The organism is Trueperaceae bacterium (assembly GCA_023954415.1).
GTDB lineage: Bacteria > Deinococcota > Deinococci > Deinococcales > Trueperaceae > JAAYYF01.
Map to the genome: position 1 here is coordinate 546,952 of JAMLIB010000001.1, position 18,783 is coordinate 565,734.

18 protein-coding genes and 1 other RNA gene are annotated in these 18,783 nt (G+C 72.4%); all 19 read right to left on the reverse strand.

The features are described 5' to 3' along the window. Positions 1 to 35 precede the first annotated feature (35 nt). The 19 genes from rlmB to M9914_02570 all read right to left on the reverse strand — a co-directional run bounded on the left by rlmB (position 36) and on the right by M9914_02570 (position 18,597). Positions 36 to 761 carry a 23S rRNA (guanosine(2251)-2'-O)-methyltransferase RlmB gene (rlmB, locus tag M9914_02480; GenBank protein MCO5173031.1) on the reverse strand — a complete coding sequence of 242 codons (726 nt, stop codon included), beginning with the start codon at positions 759 to 761 and terminating at the stop codon, positions 36 to 38. A 116-nt stretch (positions 762 to 877) separates the two neighbouring features. Then, entirely contained in the window at positions 878 to 1,783 is a 906-nt protein-coding gene (gene ribF / locus M9914_02485) for a riboflavin biosynthesis protein RibF (protein ID MCO5173032.1), read from the reverse strand. After that, positions 1,780 to 2,271, reverse strand: coding sequence for an NUDIX hydrolase (locus tag M9914_02490; protein ID MCO5173033.1), 492 nt, complete (start codon positions 2,269 to 2,271; stop codon positions 1,780 to 1,782). The genes ribF and M9914_02490 overlap by 4 nt, the downstream gene beginning before the upstream one ends. 22 nt (positions 2,272 to 2,293) lie before the next feature. Then, entirely contained in the window at positions 2,294 to 3,355 is a 1,062-nt protein-coding gene (ftsZ, locus tag M9914_02495; GenBank protein MCO5173034.1) for a cell division protein FtsZ, read from the reverse strand. 38 nt (positions 3,356 to 3,393) lie between these two features. Continuing rightward, positions 3,394 to 4,641, reverse strand: coding sequence for a cell division protein FtsA (gene ftsA / locus M9914_02500; GenBank protein ID MCO5173035.1), 1,248 nt, complete (start codon positions 4,639 to 4,641; stop codon positions 3,394 to 3,396). Continuing rightward, positions 4,634 to 5,233 (reverse strand): FtsQ-type POTRA domain-containing protein, encoded by a 600-nt coding sequence (locus M9914_02505; protein MCO5173036.1) that lies wholly within the window; start codon positions 5,231 to 5,233, stop codon positions 4,634 to 4,636. The genes ftsA and M9914_02505 overlap by 8 nt, the downstream gene beginning before the upstream one ends. Position 5,234: 1 nt before the next feature. Next, positions 5,235 to 6,041, reverse strand: a complete 807-nt coding sequence (locus tag M9914_02510) for a UDP-N-acetylmuramate dehydrogenase (protein MCO5173037.1) — start codon at positions 6,039 to 6,041, stop codon at positions 5,235 to 5,237. A 43-nt stretch (positions 6,042 to 6,084) separates the two neighbouring features. Then, positions 6,085 to 7,527: a UDP-N-acetylmuramate--L-alanine ligase gene (gene murC / locus M9914_02515; GenBank protein ID MCO5173038.1), complete on the reverse strand. Its 1,443-nt coding sequence runs from the start codon at positions 7,525 to 7,527 to the stop codon at positions 6,085 to 6,087. Further along, a complete protein-coding gene (murG, locus tag M9914_02520) occupies positions 7,524 to 8,603 on the reverse strand; it encodes an undecaprenyldiphospho-muramoylpentapeptide beta-N-acetylglucosaminyltransferase (protein ID MCO5173039.1) in 1,080 nt (359 codons plus the stop codon). The genes murC and murG overlap by 4 nt, the downstream gene beginning before the upstream one ends. After that, positions 8,600 to 9,709: an FtsW/RodA/SpoVE family cell cycle protein gene (locus M9914_02525; protein MCO5173040.1), complete on the reverse strand. Its 1,110-nt coding sequence runs from the start codon at positions 9,707 to 9,709 to the stop codon at positions 8,600 to 8,602. Before M9914_02525 ends, murG begins: the two co-directional genes overlap by 4 nt. Continuing rightward, positions 9,709 to 11,079 (reverse strand): UDP-N-acetylmuramoyl-L-alanine--D-glutamate ligase, encoded by a 1,371-nt coding sequence (murD, locus tag M9914_02530; protein MCO5173041.1) that lies wholly within the window; start codon positions 11,077 to 11,079, stop codon positions 9,709 to 9,711. The genes M9914_02525 and murD overlap by 1 nt, the downstream gene beginning before the upstream one ends. Continuing rightward, positions 11,080 to 11,997, reverse strand: a complete 918-nt coding sequence (locus M9914_02535; GenBank protein MCO5173042.1) for a hypothetical protein — start codon at positions 11,995 to 11,997, stop codon at positions 11,080 to 11,082. Then, positions 11,991 to 13,406 carry a Mur ligase family protein gene (locus M9914_02540; protein MCO5173043.1) on the reverse strand — a complete coding sequence of 472 codons (1,416 nt, stop codon included), beginning with the start codon at positions 13,404 to 13,406 and terminating at the stop codon, positions 11,991 to 11,993. The genes M9914_02535 and M9914_02540 overlap by 7 nt, the downstream gene beginning before the upstream one ends. A gap of 174 nt (positions 13,407 to 13,580) precedes the next feature. Then, complete coding sequence (locus M9914_02545; GenBank protein ID MCO5173044.1) at positions 13,581 to 15,068, reverse strand: penicillin-binding protein 2; 1,488 nt, start codon at positions 15,066 to 15,068, stop codon at positions 13,581 to 13,583. Beyond that, positions 15,059 to 15,391: a hypothetical protein gene (locus M9914_02550; GenBank protein ID MCO5173045.1), complete on the reverse strand. Its 333-nt coding sequence runs from the start codon at positions 15,389 to 15,391 to the stop codon at positions 15,059 to 15,061. Before M9914_02550 ends, M9914_02545 begins: the two co-directional genes overlap by 10 nt. After that, on the reverse strand, positions 15,388 to 16,296 hold the full coding sequence (gene rsmH / locus M9914_02555) for a 16S rRNA (cytosine(1402)-N(4))-methyltransferase RsmH (protein ID MCO5173046.1): 909 nt from the start codon (positions 16,294 to 16,296) through the stop codon (positions 15,388 to 15,390). Before rsmH ends, M9914_02550 begins: the two co-directional genes overlap by 4 nt. Beyond that, the gene (mraZ, locus tag M9914_02560; GenBank protein ID MCO5173047.1) at positions 16,293 to 16,721 is read right to left on the reverse strand and encodes a division/cell wall cluster transcriptional repressor MraZ; all 429 of its coding nucleotides are present in this window, start codon (positions 16,719 to 16,721) and stop codon (positions 16,293 to 16,295) included. The genes rsmH and mraZ overlap by 4 nt, the downstream gene beginning before the upstream one ends. A gap of 237 nt (positions 16,722 to 16,958) precedes the next feature. Continuing rightward, positions 16,959 to 17,384, reverse strand: an RNA gene (rnpB, locus tag M9914_02565) — RNase P RNA component class A. A 97-nt stretch (positions 17,385 to 17,481) separates the two neighbouring features. Beyond that, complete coding sequence (locus M9914_02570; protein MCO5173048.1) at positions 17,482 to 18,597, reverse strand: BMP family ABC transporter substrate-binding protein; 1,116 nt, start codon at positions 18,595 to 18,597, stop codon at positions 17,482 to 17,484. Between the last annotated feature and the right edge of the window lie 186 nt (positions 18,598 to 18,783).

The following is an 18,783-nucleotide window of genomic DNA, read 5'->3' on the forward strand; positions in this document are numbered from 1 at the left end:
CGCTCCGGCGCACTGGATTCGTCGTTACCCTACCGTCACCCTGCTCGGCCGGCGCCGATGGCGTACAACAGGATGCCGGCGGCCACGCCCGCGTTCAGCGAGCCGACCTTGCCGACGAGCGGGATGGCCACGAGCTCGTCGCAGCGCTCGCGCACGAGGCGCCGCATGCCGTCGCCTTCGGAGCCGATGACGAGGGCCACGGGACGGCGCCAGTCGATGTCGGACGGCGCGCTCGTGGCCGCCGCGTCGGCGCCGTACACCCAGACGCCGCGCTCCTTGAGCTCCTCGATGGTGCGGGGCAGGTTGGTGACGACGACGAGCGGCACGTGCGCGGTGGCGCCTGCCGCGGCCTTCACGACGACGGCCGTCAGGGGCGCTGAGCGGCGCTCCTCCATGACCACCCCGTGCGCCCCGAGCGCCTCGGCGCTGCGGATGATGGCGCCGACGTTGCGTGGGTCGGTCAGGTGGTCGAGGAGGACGACGAGGACCTCCTCGCCCCGCTCGCGCGCCCGGTCGAACACGGCGTCGATACCGACCGTCCTCACCTCGGGTAGCAGGGCGGCGACGCCTTGGTGCTGAGTCGTCTTGAGGACCTGGTCGAGCTGGATGCGCGGCACCTCGTCGAGCGGCACGTCGGCCGCCGCGGCCGCGCGCCGCAGCTCCTTGAGGATGCCGGGCTGCACCCCGCGCGCCACCGCGACGCGCTCGACCTGGGCGTCGCGCATGGCCTCGAGGACGGCGTTACGACCGTAGATCCACATGGGGTCCAAGTATACGTTCGTTGCCCTGCGTTGCCTCGGTTGCCCTGCGTCGCCTCGGCGGGAGCCGGGTGCGACCCCGCGCGCCGGCGACGATCGGCAGCGGCCGGCGTTGGCGGCTACAGACCGAGCGCCGCGCGCGCGGCTCGCTCGTCACGGCGCAGCTGGGCGCGCAGCTCGTCGACGCCGCCGAACGGCCGTTGGTCGCGCAGGTGCGCAACGAAGCGCACGTCCAGCTCCGTGTCGTACAGGTCGCCCGCGAAATCGAAGAGGTGCGCCTCCAACGCTGGCGGGGCTTCCGGGAAGCTCGGGCGGGGGCCGACGTTGGCCATGCCGGGCAGCTCGCGCCCACCCGCCGCGACCGTCACCGCGAAGACCCCCCGCGGCAGCGCCTTCCCGGCGGGAACGGCCAGGTTGGCGGTCGGGAAGCCGAGCTGACGGCCGCGCCGTTGACCGCGCGTGACGACGCCGCGCACCAGGTAGGGGGCGCCGAGGAGCCGGCCCGCGCCGGACACGTCGCCGGCGCCAAGGAGCTCGCGCACCCGGGAGGAGCTCACGACGGCGCCACCGACCTCCAGGAGGGGGAAAGCCTCGAGCGCGGCGGCGACACGCCCCAGGTCGTCCAGCCCGCCGACGCGGCCCTTGCCGAAGCGGAAGTCCTGACCCACCACTATGAGGCTCGGCTCGAGGCCGGCCAGCTGCTCCAGCCACGCCTCCTTGTCGGTCTCGGCGAAGCCGCGGTCGAACGGGATGCTGACGACGGCGTCCGGCTCGTACTCCTGCAACGCGACGAGCTTCTCCGCCGGCGTCATGAGGTACTGGCCGCCGCCGAAGAGGACGCGAGCGGGTGGGAAGAACGTGACGACGACGCTGGGAACGTCGCGCTCGCGCGCCACCTCGCGCATGCGGCCGAGGAGGAGCCTATGCCCGAGGTGCACGCCGTCGAAGTTGCCGATGCTTAACACCCCGCCCCTGGCCGCGACGTCGGTCAGGGTGGCGTGCGTGACGGTCGCTGCGCGCGTCACACGGGGGTGCCGGCGCGCGCCAACACGTGCCTCAGCCCGAGCAGCGTGACGCCCGACGTCGCCTCGGCGCCCGCCAGCACGCTGCGCCACACCTCGAGCGCGTCGCGCCACTCGCTGGTGAGCACCTCGCCTTCGTCCGGCGTGCCGTGCGCCTGGCGGACGTTCGTGAGCTCGTAGAGGTACACCTGCTCGTCGCTGAAGCCGGGCGAGCAGTAGAGGCGCGAGACGAGCGCCAGCTCGCCCCCGAGCTGGACCTCCTCGGCGAGCTCGCGCGCGGCCGCCCTCTCGGGCGCCTCCCCGGGCTCGATGAGGCCGGCCGGTATCTCCCACGTCGTCGCGCCGATGGCCGGTCGCGCCTGGCGCACGCCGAGCACCTCGCGACCGCGGGCCACGACGATCGCCACGGCGTCGGGATGCTCCACGACCTCCCACCGCCCGTCCAAGACGGCGGTCGTGAACAGCCTGCCGCGGAACTTCACGTCACGCATGCGGACCCGCGCGGCGCGCTCTTCAGTTGTCGTTGGCGTCAGGGTTGTACCTGAGGAAAGCCGGGATGTCGAAGTTGCTCGGGTCGTAGGTCTTGTTGGCGCCGCCGAGCCCGCCGCGCAGGTGCGTCGGACGCAGGATGCGCGTCTGCGGGGCCTGGTCGAAGCCGGCGGCGATGACGGTGACGCGCACCTCGTCGCCGGCGTCCTCGTCGAACGTGATCCCGAAAAGCACGTTGGGCTCGTCGACTTCCGTGGCCTCGCTGATCTTGTTGACGATCTCGTGGGCGTCGAAGAGTGCGAGGCTCTCGGAGCCCGTGATGTTGATGAGGAGGTTGCGCGCGCCCTCGACGCCGCGGGCGAGGAGGGGAGAGTGCGTGGCGCTCTCGGCCGCGTCGTCGGCGAGGTTCTCGCCGCGACCGGCGCCGATGCCCATGAGCACGGTGCCGGCGCCCTGGAGGAGCGCCTTGACGTCGGCGAAGTCGACGTTGATGAGGCCGGGCACGTTGATGACGTCGGAGATGCCGCGGACGCCGTGGTACAGGACGCGGTCGGCCACGCGGAAGGCGTCCTGCAGGCGCACCTTGCGGTCGAGCGCGGAGAGGAGGCGCTGGTTCTCGACGACGATGAGGGCGTCGACCTTGTCCTCCAGGCGCCTCAGGCCTTCCTGCGCCTGTGCCATGCGCCGCGGTCCCTCCATCTGGAAGGGTGACGTGACGACGGCGATGGCGAGGGCCCCGAGCTCGCGGGCGACCTCGGCGACGATGGGCGCGCTGCCGGTGCCCGTGCCGCCGCCCATGCCCGCCGTGATGAAGACGAGGTCGGAGCCGCGGAGTGCCTCGGCGATGCGGTCGCGGTCCTCGATGGCGGCCTTCTCGCCGACCTCGGGGTTGGCGCCGGCGCCGAGCCCCTTGGTCAGGTGGTCGCCCATCTGGATGCGCACGTCGGCGAGAGACGTGGCGAGCACCTGCGCGTCGGTGTTCGCGGCGACGAACTCCACCCCGCGCAGCCCGGTCTCGATCATGCGGTTGACCGCGTTGTTGCCCCCGCCGCCCAATCCGATCACCCGGATGACTGCGTTGTCCACGTTGTACATCGCCTTAGCCCGCCTTTCCGTTGCCGACCTCAGAAGAAGTCTTTGAGGATCTTGCGTACGCGCCCGAAGAAGTTCTCGGTCTCCACGGCCTCGCTCGTCGTCGAGCGCTGCCGGCGGACCACGGGGGCGAGGATGGGGCCGTGCGCCATCCCGTACCGTACCAGTCCGACGGCCGTGGCGTGAGCCGGACTGGCCACCACGTCGGAGAGGCCGCTCACGCCGTCGGGCTTGCCGATGCGGACGGGGAGCCTGAAGCGGTCGTTGGCCACCTGCTCGACGCCGGGCATGAGCGACGCGCCGCCCGTGATGACGACGTTGCCGGCCAGGAGCTCGAGGGCGCCCATGCGCTGCTCGATGTCGGAGCGGACCATGTCGAGGATCTCGACCACGCGGGGGCGGATGACCTGCGCCAGCTCGAACGTCGAGATGCTCGCCGTGTAGCTGGGGTTGGCGACTTCCAGCTCTACGTCGCGGTCGGCCAGCTCCGGCAGGGCCACGCCGTAGCGGCGCTTGACGCGTTCGGCCTCGTCGGGCGGTATGCGCAGGAGCTGGCTGATGTCTTGCGTGATGTGGTCGCCGCCGAGCGGGATGACGGCGGAGTGCGCGAGGGTGCCGCGCCGGAAGACCCCGATGTCCGTCGTGCCGCCGCCGATGTCGATGAGGAGCGTGGTCAGCTCCTGCTCGCCGCGGTTGAGGACGGCGAGGCCGGAGGCCAGCGCCTGGACGACCAGACCGTCGACCTCGACGCCGGCGTCCGTAGCGCAGCGCTTGAGGTTCTGCAGCGGGCCCTGGGCGCCGGCCACGATGTGCACGTCGACCTCGAGGCGCACCCCGGACATGCCGAGCGGGTCCTTGATGCCGTCGTTGCCGTCTACCACGTACTCCTGCGGGATGACGTGGAGGATCTCCATGTTCGCTTCGAGCGGCACGGCGCGGGCGTTCTCGATCGTGCGGTCGATGTCCGTCCTCGTCACGTCGTAACCGCGGCGGATGGCGGTCATGCCGTGGCTCGTCAGCGCCTTGAGGTGGCTGCCGGCCACGCCCACCCAGGCCGAGTGCACCTCGACGCCGGCGACGCGCTGCGCGGCCGCCACCGACTGCCGCACGGCGGCGATGGTGCGCTCAAGGTTGACGACGACGCCCTTGCGTAGGCCGTCGGAAGGCACCGTGCCCTCGCCGATGATGTCGAGAACGCCGTCAGATGCGACTTCACCGATGACGGTGCAGATCTTGGTCGTGCCTATGTCGAGCCCGACGATGATGCGTTCGTCACTCATGTGCCTTGCTCACTCCCCAGGGGTAAACCGCCATGCGGCCCCCACGGTGGCTTACGAATGCCGCCCAATGCTCGCGCAGAGCCTCTGCGCTCGGCGTGAACAGCTGCGTGCCATCCATCAGGATGTCGAACCCTTCCGGCGAGTAGCTTATCACCAGCACGCCGAAAGGCCGCAGCAGCCTCAGGAGCACCAGCGCCTCTTCCACGCGCCCTGGACCCCAGCCTTCGAGCCTCGGCAGCCCCGTCGTCTCCGCCGGGGTCGCGCCGCTTAGGACTGTACCATCGTCGGCCCACGTGGTCACGCCGTCGGTCAGGGCCGGGGTCCGTTCCCGGACGCCGATGGTCACCCGGTCGGGCCACTGCCGGACGACGATGGCGTTCAGGACCCATGGGTCTTCGCCGAGGGCGCGCACCCGCGTAGCCGTAACCCAGAGGAAGGGGTCGCCCGCCGCGACGTTCGCCAGGCGTTGGACGGTGGCGGCGTCGTGATGGACGTTCCCCTCCACCACCACGACGGCGACCTTGGGCACGAAGAGGCTCGTCACGACTAGCGCCGCCAGCAGGACGAGCAGTGCCAGACCGAAGCGCCGCACGTCAGAACCCCCAGCGCCGCCACTCCAGCTCGAGGGGCACGGGCACGCGCGAGCGCACCTCGGCGAGGAGGGCCGTCACGTCCGCGGCCGTCGCTTCGCCCGCGTTGACGATGAAGTTGCCGTGCTCGAACGAGACCATGGCGTCTCCGACGCGCAGGCCCTTGAGGCCGGCCTCGTCGATGAGCTTGCCGGCCGAGGCGCCGGCCGGGTTCTTGAACGCGCAACCGGCGGATTTGACCTTCGGCTGCCCGGCCCGGGCCGCGTCGACTGCCGCCATGGACGCGGCCACGGCCTCGGGCGTCGACGGCGCGAGGCGCAGCAGCGCACGCGTGACGACGGCGCCGGGCGGCAGGTCCGTGTGGCGATACGTGAAGCCCAGCTCCGCCGCCGGCACGACCTCGAGGCCGCCGCCGACGAACAGCTCGACGGCCGCCACCGCGCCTGACATCTCGCCGAACCGCGTGCCGGCGTTCATCGCCACCGCCCCGCCGACGACGGCGGGGACGCCGGACAGGCCCTCGAGCCCCGAGAGGCCGGCTCGCTGCGCGCGCCTCACGAGGCCGGGCAAGGGGGTGGCGGCGCCGACCCACGTCTCGGCGCCGGCGGCGAAGTCGGGCATGGAGTTGTAGGCGCGGCCGAGGCGCACGACGCGTTCGGCGACGCCGCCGTCCGCCACGAGGAGGTTGGCGCCGGAGCCGAGCACGAGGAACGGCTCGCTGGTCGCCTCGCGCAGGTCGTTCGAGCTCTCGACCTCCCAGAGCTCGGCCTCCCCGCCGACGCGCAAGGTCGTGTAGTCGCGTAGCCGCACGCGCCTCACCCGCGGACCGGTCGTGGCCGCCGGCGCCACGCGCTCAGCGCTCCGTCGTCGCGGTGGCGTCCGCGCCGCTGCCGGAGCCGGCGCGCGCCGCCAGGCCGGCGGCCACGCGCCAGACGTCGCCGGCGCCAAGGGTGATGAGCAGCTCGCCAGGCGCGGCCGTGGCGGCCAGGTACTCCTCGGCGCCGACCACGTCGGTGATGCGCGCGGGCACGCCCAGCTCCCTCACCCGCTCGGCGATCAGCTCAGGCGACACGCCCTCGATGGGTCGCTCGCCCGCGCCGTAGACGCCCAGCACGACCACCTCGTCGGCGAGCGCGGCGGCCTTGGCGAGGGCGGGCCACTGGCGCGCCGTGCGCACCCAGCGGTGCGGCTGCAGCACCGCCCGGACCTTGAGGCCCGTGGCGCGGGCGGCCTTCAGGGTGGCCGCCACCTTGGCCGGGTTGTGGGCGTAGTCGTCGACGATGCTGGCGCCGTTCAGGGCGCCGTACGACTGCCACCGGCGGCCGACCCCCGTGAAGGCCTTCAGGGCGCCCAGGGCTGGGCGCGGGTCGAAGCCGGCCAGGTGGGTGGCCGCCAGCGCCGCCGTGGCGTTGAGCACGTTGTGCATGCCGGGAACTGACAGCTCCACCCGGAGGACGCCGAGGCCGGGGGCGACCAGCTCGAAGCTGCTGCCGGCGGCGGCGAGGTGGACGGCGCGGATGCGGTAGTCGCACCCCGCGCCCGTGCCGTAGCTCACGGCGTGCTCGTGCGCCCCGACGAGTTCGCGAAGGCCCGGCCAGTCGCCGCAGTACACGAGCTTCTCGGCCGCGCGCGCGAAGCGCAGCGCCGCGGCCTGCAGGTCCTCGAAGGAGGCGTGGTAGTTGCGGCGCTCGTCGTACTCGCCGGCGACGTGGTCGTCGTCGAGGTTCGTGATGACCGCCACGGCGCTGACCAGGTCGGCGAAGCCGGGGTCGGACTCGTCGACCTCGGCCGCGAGCCACTTGCCCTTCCCGTAGCGCATGCTCCCGCCGATGATCGGGAGGGAGGCCCCGAGCTGCACGGACGTCTCCTCGTCGAGGGCCAGCAGGAGCGTGGCCACCATGGCGGTGGTGGTGCTCTTGCCGTTCGTGCCCGTGACGGCGACGGCGCTGCGGCGGGTGAACAGCTCACCGAGCAACGCGATGCGGCGCAGGACCTTGCAGCCCGCGGCCCTGGCGGCCTCGAGCTCGGGGTGGTCGTACGGAACGGCCATGCTATGAACCACGATGTCGGCGGTCTCCGCGTGGCGCGGGTCGTGTCCGGCGCACGTCGCTATCCCGAGCGCCTCGAGCTCGGCGAGCACCGGACCGCCGCCGGCGTCGCAGCCGCTGACGGCGAAGCCCTCCTCGTGGCACCAGCGCGCCAGGGCGGCCATGCTCACGCCGCCGATGCCCATGAAGTGGATCCGCTGGCCGCCGCCGGAACCGCCGCGTGCCGTCTCTATGTCTAGGTCTGTCATCTCTCTCTTCCGGTCTCCAAAACGGCGTCAACGATACGACGCGCGGCGCCCGCCGGGGTCCGCGCCGCCGCGGCCGCGGCCGCGGCCCGGCGCCACTCCGGGTCGAGCGCGCGCGTCCAGGCCTCTGGCAGGGCCGTGGCGATCTCGCTCTCCTCGACGAGCGACCCGGCACCCGCGTTCGCCACCGCGCGGGCGTTATGCGACTGATGGTCCTCGGCGGCCGTCGGCAAGGGGACCATGAGCGCGGGGACGCCGTGGAAGGCCGCCTCGGAGAGCGTGCTGATCCCGGCGCGCGTGATGGCGAGGTCGGCGGCCGACCAGGCGGTGACGGCGTCGACGTACGGTCTCGAGTGGTAGGCGGGCCATGCGGCCGCGCGCGCCTCCACCTCCGGCAGCCAGCGCGGCCCCGTCGAGTGGATCACGACCGGCGCGCGGCCGGCGTTCGCGAGCTTCTCGTACGCGTCCGGAACGGCGCGGTTCAGGGCGAGCGAGCCTTGGGAGCCGCCCATCACGAGGGTGACGACGGCGGAGCCGGGCAGCCCGAGCGCGGCGCGCGCGGCGGCGCGCTCGACGCGCTCCTCCCGGACCGGGAAGGGGATGACGAGCGACTTGGCGGTCCTCACATGGGCCAGGGCCTCGGGTTGCGCGCTCACGAAGAGCCTGGCGGCGCGCGCGAACCACCGGTTGACGCGGCTCGGGAACGCGTTGCCTTCGTGCAGCACGAGTGGGACGCGCAACCGCCACGCCGCGAAGCACCCGGGCATGGAGGCGAAGCCGCCGAAGCCGACCACTACGTCCGGGGCGAACCTCCGCGCCAGGCCCACGGCCTGCGACAGACCGGACGCGGCCTTGAGCGCCTGCCGCGGGTCGGGGCGCTGGCGGTCCCACTTGCCCGTGGCGACCCCTAAGAACTGGACCCCGGCCTCGCCGGCGAGGTGCTCCTCCATGCCCCCGAGCCCGCCGATGAGCGCCACCTCGGCCCCGCGCGCGGCGGCCTCCCTAGCGACCGCGAGGGCGGGGTAGATGTGGCCGCCCGTGCCGCCGGTGGCGAGGAGCAGGCGCTGCGGCGCGCTCACGCTCGGTGCCTCGCGGCGGGCGCCGGGGCGAACCGGCCGGGCTCCGGCCCCTCGGAAACGGCGGCGGGCGCCGGCTCGGCGAGCCGGCTCGCCGTGTGCAGGAAGCCGAAGGCGATGGCGACCGACACCTGGGAGTTGAGGCCGTAGCTGACGCCCGGGAGCGGCAGCCCCGTCACGGGGAACATGCCCGTCACCACGAGGAGGTTGAGGCCGGCCTGCCCACAGACGTACGCGGTGGCGCCGGCCGCGAGGAGCGCCGACGGGCCCGTCACGCGCCGGGCGATGCGGTAGCCGTGCCACGCCAGGAGCGCGTACATGGCCACCAGCGTCACCGAGCCGAGGAAGCCGAGGGAGTGCGCGATGGCCACGCCGATGAAGTCGGTGTCGGCCTCCGGCACGGGCACGCGGCGCCCGGTGCCGACGCCGAGGACCCCGCCGCGCCCGATGGCGTCGAGGGCCCTGAGCGCCTGGTAGGAGAGGTCCGCTGCCTGCGACTGCTGCCCCCACCGGTCGAAGTAGCCGACCATGCGCTCGCCGATGTACGTGAACTGGCTGAGGACCGTGCCGGCCAGCAGGGCAGCCGTCACGGCGGCGGTGAACAGGATGGCGAGGACGCGCGTGAGGGTGGCGCCGGCCGCGATCATGATAGCGACGGCGAGCAGGAACACGAACACGGCCGTGCTGACGTCCGGTTCGATGACGATGAGGCCGGCCGTCAGGCCGATGACGAGCATCGGTCGCCAGATCTCCCAGTTGCCGAGGTGGTTGTGGAAGAAGGCCGCCAGGTAGGCGATGACCGCCACCTTCATCAGCTCCGACGGCTGCAGGCTGACGCCGCCGACGAGGATCCACCGCTTGCTCTCGCTGCCGGCCGGCGAGACGCCGATGAAGAGGACGAGCACGAGGAGGAAGAGGAGCGCGACGAAGGCGTAGGGCGAGAGCTTGAGCACCTGCTTCTCACGGAGGCGCGCGACGGCGAACGTGAGGAGCAGCGCGAAGGCGAAGCGCGTGCCGTGCTCGAGGGCCGCGTCGGGCGCGGCTGCCGCCACGCCCACGACGCCGAGCAGCCCGAGCGTCACCTGGATGCTGAGCAGCAGCCTGTCCATCAGGCGTCCGGACCGAGCGTGCCGACGCGCGCCGGAGCGCGGACGGCGCCGATGGCTTCGCGGAAGGCGGCCCCCCGGTCGACGTAGTCCTCGAACTGGTCGAACGAGGCGGCGAGCGGGGCGAGGAGGACGGTGCCCGCGCCGCCGTGATGCTCGCTCAGGTGCGCGTGCGCGGTGGTCACCGCGGCGCGCATGGCCGCGCGCCCGTCCGGCTCCGCCACGACGACGGTCGGCACGAGGTCGCCGAAGGCGGAGCGGAACTCCTCCGCGCTGGCTCCGATGAGAACGAGCAGGTCGACCTTGTCGGCCACGAGCTCGCGCAGGTCGGCGAGGCTGGCGCCCTTGCCCTGACCGCCAGCCAGCCATACCAACGGGCGCGGGCTGGAGCGCAGCGCAGCGGCGACGGCCAACGGGCGCGTCGCGATCGAGTCCTCCAAGAACCGCACGTTGCCGACCTGGCCGGCCACCGAGTAGCGCCCCGGGAGGCCGGTGAACGCGCGCAGGCCGGCCGCGATGGCCGTGGCCGGGGCGCCGACGGCGGCGCAGCTGAGCGCGACCGCCAGTGCGTTCGCCACCTGGTGCTCGCCGAGCACGTGGAGGTCGCCGGCGCGCAGTAGGGGCTCGCCGTCCAGGACGAGCATGCCCTCCGGCGTCCGGTAGGCCGCCGCGGGCCGCTCGAGTGAGAAGCGCCTGACGTTCACGCCGGTCGCCGCGCTCGCGTCCGCCCAACGCCGCAGCACCGGGTCGTCGTCGTTGCCGACGAGGGTGGAGCGCGGGCCCAGGTTGGCGATGAGGTTGTGCTTGGCCGCGTGGTAGGCAGCAACACTGCCGTGGCGGTCGATGTGGTCCTCGCCGAGGTTGAGGAGCACGGCCACGTCCGGCGCGAACGTGGGGCAACGCTCGAGTTGGAAGGACGACATCTCGACGACGTGGACGCGCCCGGGCCCGGCCACGGCGGCGAGCGCGGGGACGATGTTGCCGCCGGCCACGGCGTCCAGACCGGCGGCTTTGAGCGTGTCGGCCGTCCAGCGCGTCACGCTGCCCTTGCCCGCCGTGCCGGTTATGCCTACGTAGATGCCAGGCGTCGTGCGCCACACCCACTCGACCTCACCGATCACTTCCGTGCCCGCCGCGCGCAGGGCGTCAAGGTCGGGGTGGTCGATGGGCACCCCCGGGGCGGCGATGGCGAGGGCGAAGCCGCCGCCGTCGACCGCGGCGACGCTCCGCGCGCCCGCCTCGAGCGCCGCCGTGACGTCCTGCCCGCTCCCGCGCCTGTCGAAGAACGCCGTGGCGGTGCCGGCCGCGCGCAGACGCTTCACGACCGCGAGCCCGGAGCGCCCGAGCCCGTAGACGAGGACCTCGCCCGGCATCTAACCGGCCTGGCGGATGGCGACCGCCAGGACTACGCAGAGGGCGGTGACGAGCTGGAAGCGCGTGACGATGCGCGCGTCGCTCCAGCCGCTCAGCTCGAAGTGGTGGTGGAGGGGGCTCATGCGCAGCAGGCGCTTGCCGCCCGTCGCCTTGAAGTAGCCGACCTGCGCTACGACGGCGAGGACCTCGAGCACGGGGATGGCGGCAACGAGCGGCAGGTACCAGACGGTCCCCTGGAGGATGGCGAGCCCGGCGACGGCCGCCCCGAGCGCCTCGGAGCCGACCCCGCCCATGAAGGTCCGCGCCGGGTGGGCGTTGTACCAGAGGAAGCCGAGGAGCGCGCCGAGCAGGGCGGCGGCGAACGGGGAGGCGAGGAAGAAGACGAGCACGATGGCCGTGACGCCGGCGGCGAGGCCGTCGAGTCCGTCCGTGAAGTTGAAGGCGTTGATGCTCCCGACGATCACGAACGCGAAGGCCAGGACATCCAGCCATTCGACGCCGAAGAGCGTGGCGCCGCCGCGCACCGCCCACCAGCCGAACGCCAACGCGAGCACGCCCTGGCCGAGCAGGCGGTACCGGGCCATGAGGCCGGGGCTCTGCTCCTCGAGGCCGAGGGCCCGGCTCCGTTTGCGAGCCAGCGAGAGGGAGTCGTCGTACAGCCCGAGGAGCCCGCTGCCGAGCGTGAGGAGGACGAGGGCGAGCTCGGGCCGGATGGCGTCGCCCGCGAAGACGGCCCAGGCGCCGGCGGCGGCGAGGAGGAACGCCACCCCCGCCATGGTCGGCGTGCCGGCCTTGGCCAGGTGCGATTCCGGGCCTTGCGCGCGGATCGCCTTGCCCCAACCGAGCCGCTGCGCGACCTGCACGAAGATGCCGGTGAGCACGAGGCTGATGACGGCGGCCAATACGGTGGTCAGCATGACGTCCCCTCTTCGACGGTCTCGCCCGACGCGCGCCACGCGCCCGCGGACGCCCTAGCGCGCGCGGCCTCGGCGACCCGCTCCATACCCACGCTGCGGGAGCCCTTCACGAGCAGGGTCGCGCCGCGCGGTACCCGTTCGAGGAGCGCGCACGCCGCCGCCGCGTCCGGCACGTGGACGGCCGCTGGGTTGGTCTCCTGCAGCGCCGCGCTGGAAGGCCCGACGGCCACGACGAGGTCGAGGCCGAGCGTCGCTTCGCCCGCGCGCAAGTGGCTCTCCCTGTCCAGGCTCCCCAGCTCGCGCATGTCGCCGAGGAACGCTGCGCGTGGGGCCGGTGCGGCCCGCAACACCTCGAGGGCCTCGACGAGCGAGGCGGGGTTGGAGTTGTAGCTGTCGTCGATCAGCGTCAGGCCCTGGAGCTCGTGGCGCTCCAAGCGGCCGTGCTCGAGCTTGGCCTGCGCCATGCGCTCCCACGCCCCCTTCTGGGCGTTGCCGAGCCTCGTCGCAGTCGCGGCTGCCGCTAGCGCGTTCTGTGCCATGGCGCGCCCCGTCCAGGGGAGGGTGACGGCGCCCGTCTCGCCCGCGTCCCGCCAACGCAGCGCGGTGCGACCGCCGGGCAGCTCCTCGGCGCTCCCCACCGCGCTGGCCGCCGCGCCGGCGAACTCGGGCGGTAGGGGGGCGCCCTTGCCGACCACGTCGACCACGACCGTGGTCGCCAGCGTCGCGGCGTCCAGGTAGAGCGCGGCGGCGGCCCCGACGACCTTGACGCCGGGGGTCCGTTCGAGGAGCAGCGCCTTCTCGCGCGCCACTCCCGCCACGTCGCCCAGCGCCTGCGTGTGGCTGGCCCCGACGGTGGTCAGGAGCGCGTGGTCGGGGCGGGTGAGCTCCAGGAGCTCGGTCATCTCGCCCGGTCTGTCGATCCCGAGCTCGAGGACGAGCGGCGCGCCGCTCGCATCGGGTGGGAGGTCGGCGTCCTCCAGGGCGGCGCTCACGAGGGCGCTCGCGATGGCGTAGTGCGTGTTCATGTTGCCCGGCGTGGACCGCCCCGGGAGAGCGGCGGCCAGGAGGGCCTTGGTGCTCGTCTTGCCGGCCGAGCCCGTGATGCCGACGACCGGGCCGGCCAGGCGGTCCCTGGCGGCGCGGCCGAGGGCGAGGATGGCGGCCCTCGCGTCGTCGACGAGCAGACCGCGCCGGTGAGGCCGGTCGGACACTATGAGCGCCGCGCCGCGCGCGACGGCGTCGTCGGCGAAGTCGATGCCGTGGCCGCTCTCGCCGGGTAAGGCGAAGAAGGCGTCGCCGGGCCGGACCCGGCGGCTGTCGAAGGCGATGCCGGTGGCGTCCGGCAGGTCCTCGACGGGCTCGACGGTGTTGAGGAGCCTCACCAACGAGCGCACGCTCAGGAGAGTCATGACACCAACCTCCACATGTTGACTATCTTACACATCATACTGGCATGCCGCATCGAGTTGGTCGCCGCGCTGGCCGGGTGCGTGATCGCATGCCGCGCTCAGCGGACTTGAGCGACCGCCAGCGAGTTGGTCGCCGCGCTGGCCGCTGGCCGGGTGCGTGATCGCATGCCGCGCTCAGCGGACTTGAGCGACCGCCTCGGCCACCGGCGCCACGCCCCAGTGCGCCACGACCTCGCTCCCGATGGCCCTGAAGATGGGGGCGGCGACGTAAGTGCTGGTGCTGTCGCCCTGCGGCTTCATCAGCATGACGACGACCACGACCTTCGGCTTCTCCACGGAGAACATCCCGGCGAAGGTGAGGGCGTAGTCGTCCGGAGGGTAGGTGCCCGCCACGGGGTCGTACACGTCGGCCGTGCCCGTCTTGCCGCCCACGCTCATGCCGGGGATGCGCGACTGGCGCAGGCCGCCCGTGTCCATGACGTGGGAGAGCATGCTCCTGATGGCCTGAGCGATCTCGGGCGCCAGCACGCGGTGCGGGGCAGGCAGGGTCTCGCCCTCCACGACCGTCGGCGGTACGTAGACGCCGTCGTTGGCGAAGACGGAGTAGGCGGCCGCGATCTGCAGCGGCGTCACCGATAGGTTCTGCCCGATGCTGTTGGACGCCTGGTCCTGCGGCACCCACGTCGCCCAGTCGTTGAGGATGCCGCTGCGGCTGCTGGCGCTCGCCTGGTCGACGCCGTGGCCGAGGCCGAAGCGCCACATCCAGTCGTGCAGCTGCGCCGGCTGGAAACGTGAGCCGAGCGCGATCATGGCGGAGTTGCTCGAGTAGGCGAGCACGTCGGGCACGCTCAGGAGGGGGTCGTGGCGCGCCACGTCCCTGAACGTCTTCGTGCCGACGCGCAGCGTCATCGGCGCGTCGACGAGCTCGTTGGGGGAGAGCAGGCCGTCTTGCAGGAGGCCGGCCACGACGAGCGGCTTGATGACGGAGCCCGGCTCGTACACCTGCTGGAACGGGCGGTTCAGCATCTGGCCGCGGCTCGCGCTCTGCCAGGCGTTCGGGTCGTAGCTCGGGTAGCTGGCGGACGCGAGCACCCGGCCGGTGCCGACTTCCAGGATGATGGCCGCCCCGCTCTCCGCGGAGTGCTCGAGCGCCGCCGCTGCCAGGTGGCTCTCCGTGGCGGCCTGCAGCACGGGGTCGAGCGTCAGGGTGACGTCCTGGCCGCTCGCCAAGGTGCGATCGAGCGTGTACTCCACTCCCTCGAGCCCGTAGCGGCCGTCCGGCTGGAGCGCGCCGGTGAAGCCGAGGAGGGGGGCGGCGAGGCCGCCGAGTGGGTAGTGCCGGTCGCCCGCCGCCCCCTCGGCCAGTACCGTGCCGTCCGAGGCGAGCACGCGGCCGCGCACGACCTGTTCGACGGGCATGGCGGGGAGGTCGGTGAAACCCCGCTGCTGGAGCGTGAAGCCCGCGAGCGCGACGAGGAGCGGCAGAACGGTGGCCGGGACGAGGAGCCACGAGCGCTTGAGGCGGATGGAGGCGGGCTCGACCTGCTCCACGCGCTTCGTACCGCCGCGCGCTGCGGCCTCGGGGGCTTGCGCCCTGACGCGCGTCGCCGCGCCGCGGCGGAACGGCTTGGCGCCGGCGTTGCTCGGGGTGATCAGCGCCATACCGTGCGCACCTCCAGGCTCGGCCCCTCCACGGGTGGAACGTCGACGCTGCCCGCGGCCGCGGCGACCGCTATGCCGCCCTCCGGCACGGGCACGAAGCCCGCCGCCCTGGCCCACGCCGCCACCGCTTGCGGCGCCGTGACGGTGCCAGCCACCAGGCGTGCCCGGGCCACCGAGGCGCTCAGCTCTTCCTTGCGGTCCATCAGGTCGAGCTGGTGGCGCAACAAGCCTTGGTTGGACGCGCCCATGACGGCGAGGACGAGGAGCAGGACGAGGTAGGCCGGCAAGGCGATCCGGAACGGAGCCGGTAGTGGGACGTTCACTGGTTGACCCTTTCACCCGCTCGGAGCTTGGCGCTGCGTGCTCTCGGGTTGGTCTCGATCTCTTCCGGCGTCGCCTCGAGGGGGCGCTTGGTCAGCGCGCTCATGCGGGGCGAGTCCTTCAGGAACTGCTTCACGATGCGGTCCTCGAGCGAGTGGTACGCGAGCACCACGAGCCGCCCGCCCGGAGCGAGTAGGCGGGCCGCCGCCTCGAGGCCCTCCTGCAAGGCGCCCAGTTCGTCGTTCACGTGGATGCGTAGCGCCTGGAACGTGCGGCGCGCCGGATGCTCGCGCCGAGGGCCTGGCGGGTACGCGGAGCTCACCACCTCGGCGAGGCGACCCGTCGTCTGGATGCGTCCGCCCTCACGCGCCTCGACGATGCGCCTGGCGACGCGGCGGCTGTGGCGCTCCTCGCCGTACCGGAAGATGATGGCGGCGAGGTCCTCGAGGGAGTAGTCGTTCACGACGTCCTCCGCGCTCTCGCCCGTCGCGGACATCCGCATGTCGAGCGGGCCGTCGTGGCGGAAGGCGAAGCCGCGCCCCCCCTCGTCGAGCTGCATGGAGGAGACGCCGAGGTCGAGCAGGACGCCCGCGATGCCCCTGGCGTTGCCGAGCTCGGCAGCCGTGAGGCTCTCGACGTCCCTGAAGTTCCCGGCCACGAACCGGAGCTCGCCGGGCAGACCGGCGCGCCGCAGCGCGGCGACGTGACCGGCCGCGGCCGGGTCCTGGTCGATGGCGAGCACGTTGGCGCCGCGCTCCAGGAGCAACCGCGTATGCCCGCCGGCGCCGAAGGTGCCGTCCACGTACCAGGCGCCCGGGTGCACGGCGAGGGCCGCGAGCGTCTCCGCCGCCATGACGCTCACGTGCGGCGCGGGAGTGAGGGTGGGGGAGGCCTCCGTCAGGCTCATCCCACCAGCTCCCTGAGGAGCTCGGGGGCCGGCGGGTTCTCCTGCACGGCTCCCAAGTTCGCGAGCCAGAGCTGCTCGTTCCAGATCTCGAGGCGGTTGGGAGCCCCGACGACGATCACGTTGCCTTCGGTCTTCGCGAAGCTCCTCAGGGGGGCCGGCAGGCTGATGCGGCCCGCCGAGTCGAGCTTGGCCTTCGCCGCGCCCGAGTAGAAGAAACGCACGAAGTTGCGCGACTCCGGGTCGGTGAGGGGCAGCTCGACGAGGCGCTTCTCGATGCGCTCCCAGGCGGTGAGCGGGAAGACGAAGAGGCAGTTGTCGAGGCCGCGGGTGATGACCATGCCGTCCGCGACGAAGTCCCGGAACGCGGGGGGCAGGATCACGCGTCCCTTGTCGTCGACGTTGTACTGGTGCTCCCCGAACGGCATTGGTTGACGCGCGCTCCTCGCAGTGGCCCCGCCCGCCCCCGACGGACTCGGGCGCCCGATCGGTGCGGACTTGAAGGTCCGCGCCCGCAGGCGCCTGACGGATGCGCGACTCTACCACAACCTCCCACACTTTCCCACTAAGGATTTGAAGATCGCCGAGAATGTGTGATGTCTCCCACCACGCCCCGTTGCGGGGCCCGCTATGAGGAGAGCGGCCCCGCAACGGGGCCGCTCTCCAGGCTGGTGGGCTGATAAGCCGGGTTCTGTCTGCCCCGCCTGGTGGCGAGGCGTCTGGTCATCTATCTCGGGCGCGCGTCGCCGCGCACCTCTAGCGGTCAACCCGGAGATGTTGACGAGCCGGGCAGGCTCTCTCTCCCTATCGGACCTTGCACCGGGTGGGGTTTACCTAGCTGCCCCTGTTACCAGGGGCACTGGTGCGCTCTTACCGCACCGTTTCACCCTTACGCCCGTGCTCGCCGCTGAGCGAACGCGGACGCGGTCTGCTTTCTGTTGCACTTGCCGTCGCCTTACGCGCCCAGCCGTTAGCTGGCACCCTGCCCTGTGGTGCCCGGACTTTCCTCGATACGCGTGCGCGTGAGCCGTGCGCCCCGTAGGGGCGCCGTGCCCGCGCCGTGCGCGCGTCGCGACCAGATCGCCCACACAGCCGCCCATCAGGATAGCAGGTCGGCGGCATGCAAGGAGAAGCGCGGAGGCTGCGATGGCCTCCGCGCTCGGTTCCCGGGGGAACGCTACCCGGCTCTTACTGCAGGCGGTAGTCGGTGACGACGATCGCGCCGTCGATGATCTGCTGCTTGACCGCGTTGACCTTCTCGACGAGGTCGGCCGGGATGAGGGCGGAGTTGTACTCGTCGAGGGCGTAGTCGACGCCGCCCTCGGCCAGGCCGAGGTTGAGGATGCCACCGGCGAACTCGCCGTTGACGACGTCCATGACGGAGTCGTAGGCGGCGTTGTCGACGCGCTTGAGCATGCTCGTCAGCCCGAAGTTCAGGGTGGTGGCGTCGTTATCGGTGTCGCCGAGCGGGTTCTGGTTGCTGTCGACGCCGATGAAGAAGATCGGCTTGGCGTTGCCACCGCACTTGGCGTCGTAGCCGGCGGGCTTGGCGATGCCCTCGAGCTGGGCGTCGATGGGGGTCGCGCGGGTGGCGCCGGACGGCACGAAGCACTGCTTCTCGTTGACGAAGTCGATCACGCCGTTGCCGGAGGCGCCGGCGGCCGCGAAGATGATGTCGGCGTTCTGGGCGTTCTGCGTGCTGGCGAGCTCCTTGGCGCGCGCGGGGTCGTTCCAGGCGTCGGGCGTCACGCCGACGTAGTTGCTGATGATCGTGCAGTCGGCGCAGGCCGCCTTGACGCCTTCCTGGTAACCGAGGTCGAAGGCGCGGATGAGGGGCACGTCCATCCCCCCGACGAAGCCGACGACGCCCGTGCGAGTGAGGCTGCCGGCGACGTAGCCGACGAGGAACGAGCCTTCCTGCTCCTTGAAGAGGACGCTGCGCACGTTGTCGCCGTCGGAGACGGCGTCGATGATGACGAACGAGGTGCGCGGGAACTCCTGGGCGACCGACGTGATGGCGTCGGCCTGGAGGAAGCCGGGGGCGATGAGGAGCTCGGCGCCTTCGAGGGCGATGCGGCGCTGGCCTTCAGCGGCCGTGTCGGGGGTGCCCTCGAACTCGATCACCTCGACCTCGTAGCCGTCGGCCTGCAGGTCCTGCTGGGCGCGCTGGACGCCGGTCCAGGTGCTCTCGTTGAAGGAGCGGTCGAACTTGCCGCCGGCGTCGTAGACGATGCCGAAGACGTAGTCCTGGGCGGTGGCGCCCGTGATCAGGAGCGCGGCGATGAGGATGAGCAGTTTGCGCATGGTGGCGATGGTCCCTTCTTACTTGCCTAGGAGTTTCACCGTTCGTGGTGCAGCGTGCCAGATGATACCAGATGCCATCGGGGGCCGGCCGGCCGCTGCCCGCCGGCCCCTTCACGTTTCCCTGAGGCTGGCGGGCTCCGGTCCGACCGCCGCCGCCCGCGGCGGAGCGTGCCGGGCCGGCGACGC

What these genes read in the sequence shown, in the direction of transcription:
- M9914_02525 (MCO5173040.1), bottom strand. Translation starts at nt 9,709, where the DNA reads ATGGACAGGCTGCTGCTCAGCATCCAGGTGACGCTCGGGCTGCTCGGC.
- M9914_02490 (MCO5173033.1), bottom strand. Translation starts at nt 2,271, where the DNA reads ATGCGTGACGTGAAGTTCCGCGGCAGGCTGTTCACGACCGCCGTCTTG.
- rsmH (MCO5173046.1), bottom strand. Translation starts at nt 16,296, where the DNA reads ATGAGCCTGACGGAGGCCTCCCCCACCCTCACTCCCGCGCCGCACGTG.
- rlmB (MCO5173031.1), bottom strand. Translation starts at nt 761, where the DNA reads ATGTGGATCTACGGTCGTAACGCCGTCCTCGAGGCCATGCGCGACGCC.
- M9914_02570 (MCO5173048.1), bottom strand. Translation starts at nt 18,597, where the DNA reads ATGCGCAAACTGCTCATCCTCATCGCCGCGCTCCTGATCACGGGCGCC.
- M9914_02545 (MCO5173044.1), bottom strand. Translation starts at nt 15,068, where the DNA reads ATGGCGCTGATCACCCCGAGCAACGCCGGCGCCAAGCCGTTCCGCCGC.
- M9914_02535 (MCO5173042.1), bottom strand. Translation starts at nt 11,997, where the DNA reads ATGCTGACCACCGTATTGGCCGCCGTCATCAGCCTCGTGCTCACCGGC.
- murD (MCO5173041.1), bottom strand. Translation starts at nt 11,079, where the DNA reads ATGCCGGGCGAGGTCCTCGTCTACGGGCTCGGGCGCTCCGGGCTCGCG.
- mraZ (MCO5173047.1), bottom strand. Translation starts at nt 16,721, where the DNA reads ATGCCGTTCGGGGAGCACCAGTACAACGTCGACGACAAGGGACGCGTG.
- ftsA (MCO5173035.1), bottom strand. Translation starts at nt 4,641, where the DNA reads ATGAGTGACGAACGCATCATCGTCGGGCTCGACATAGGCACGACCAAG.
- M9914_02540 (MCO5173043.1), bottom strand. Translation starts at nt 13,406, where the DNA reads ATGACTCTCCTGAGCGTGCGCTCGTTGGTGAGGCTCCTCAACACCGTC.
- murC (MCO5173038.1), bottom strand. Translation starts at nt 7,527, where the DNA reads ATGACAGACCTAGACATAGAGACGGCACGCGGCGGTTCCGGCGGCGGC.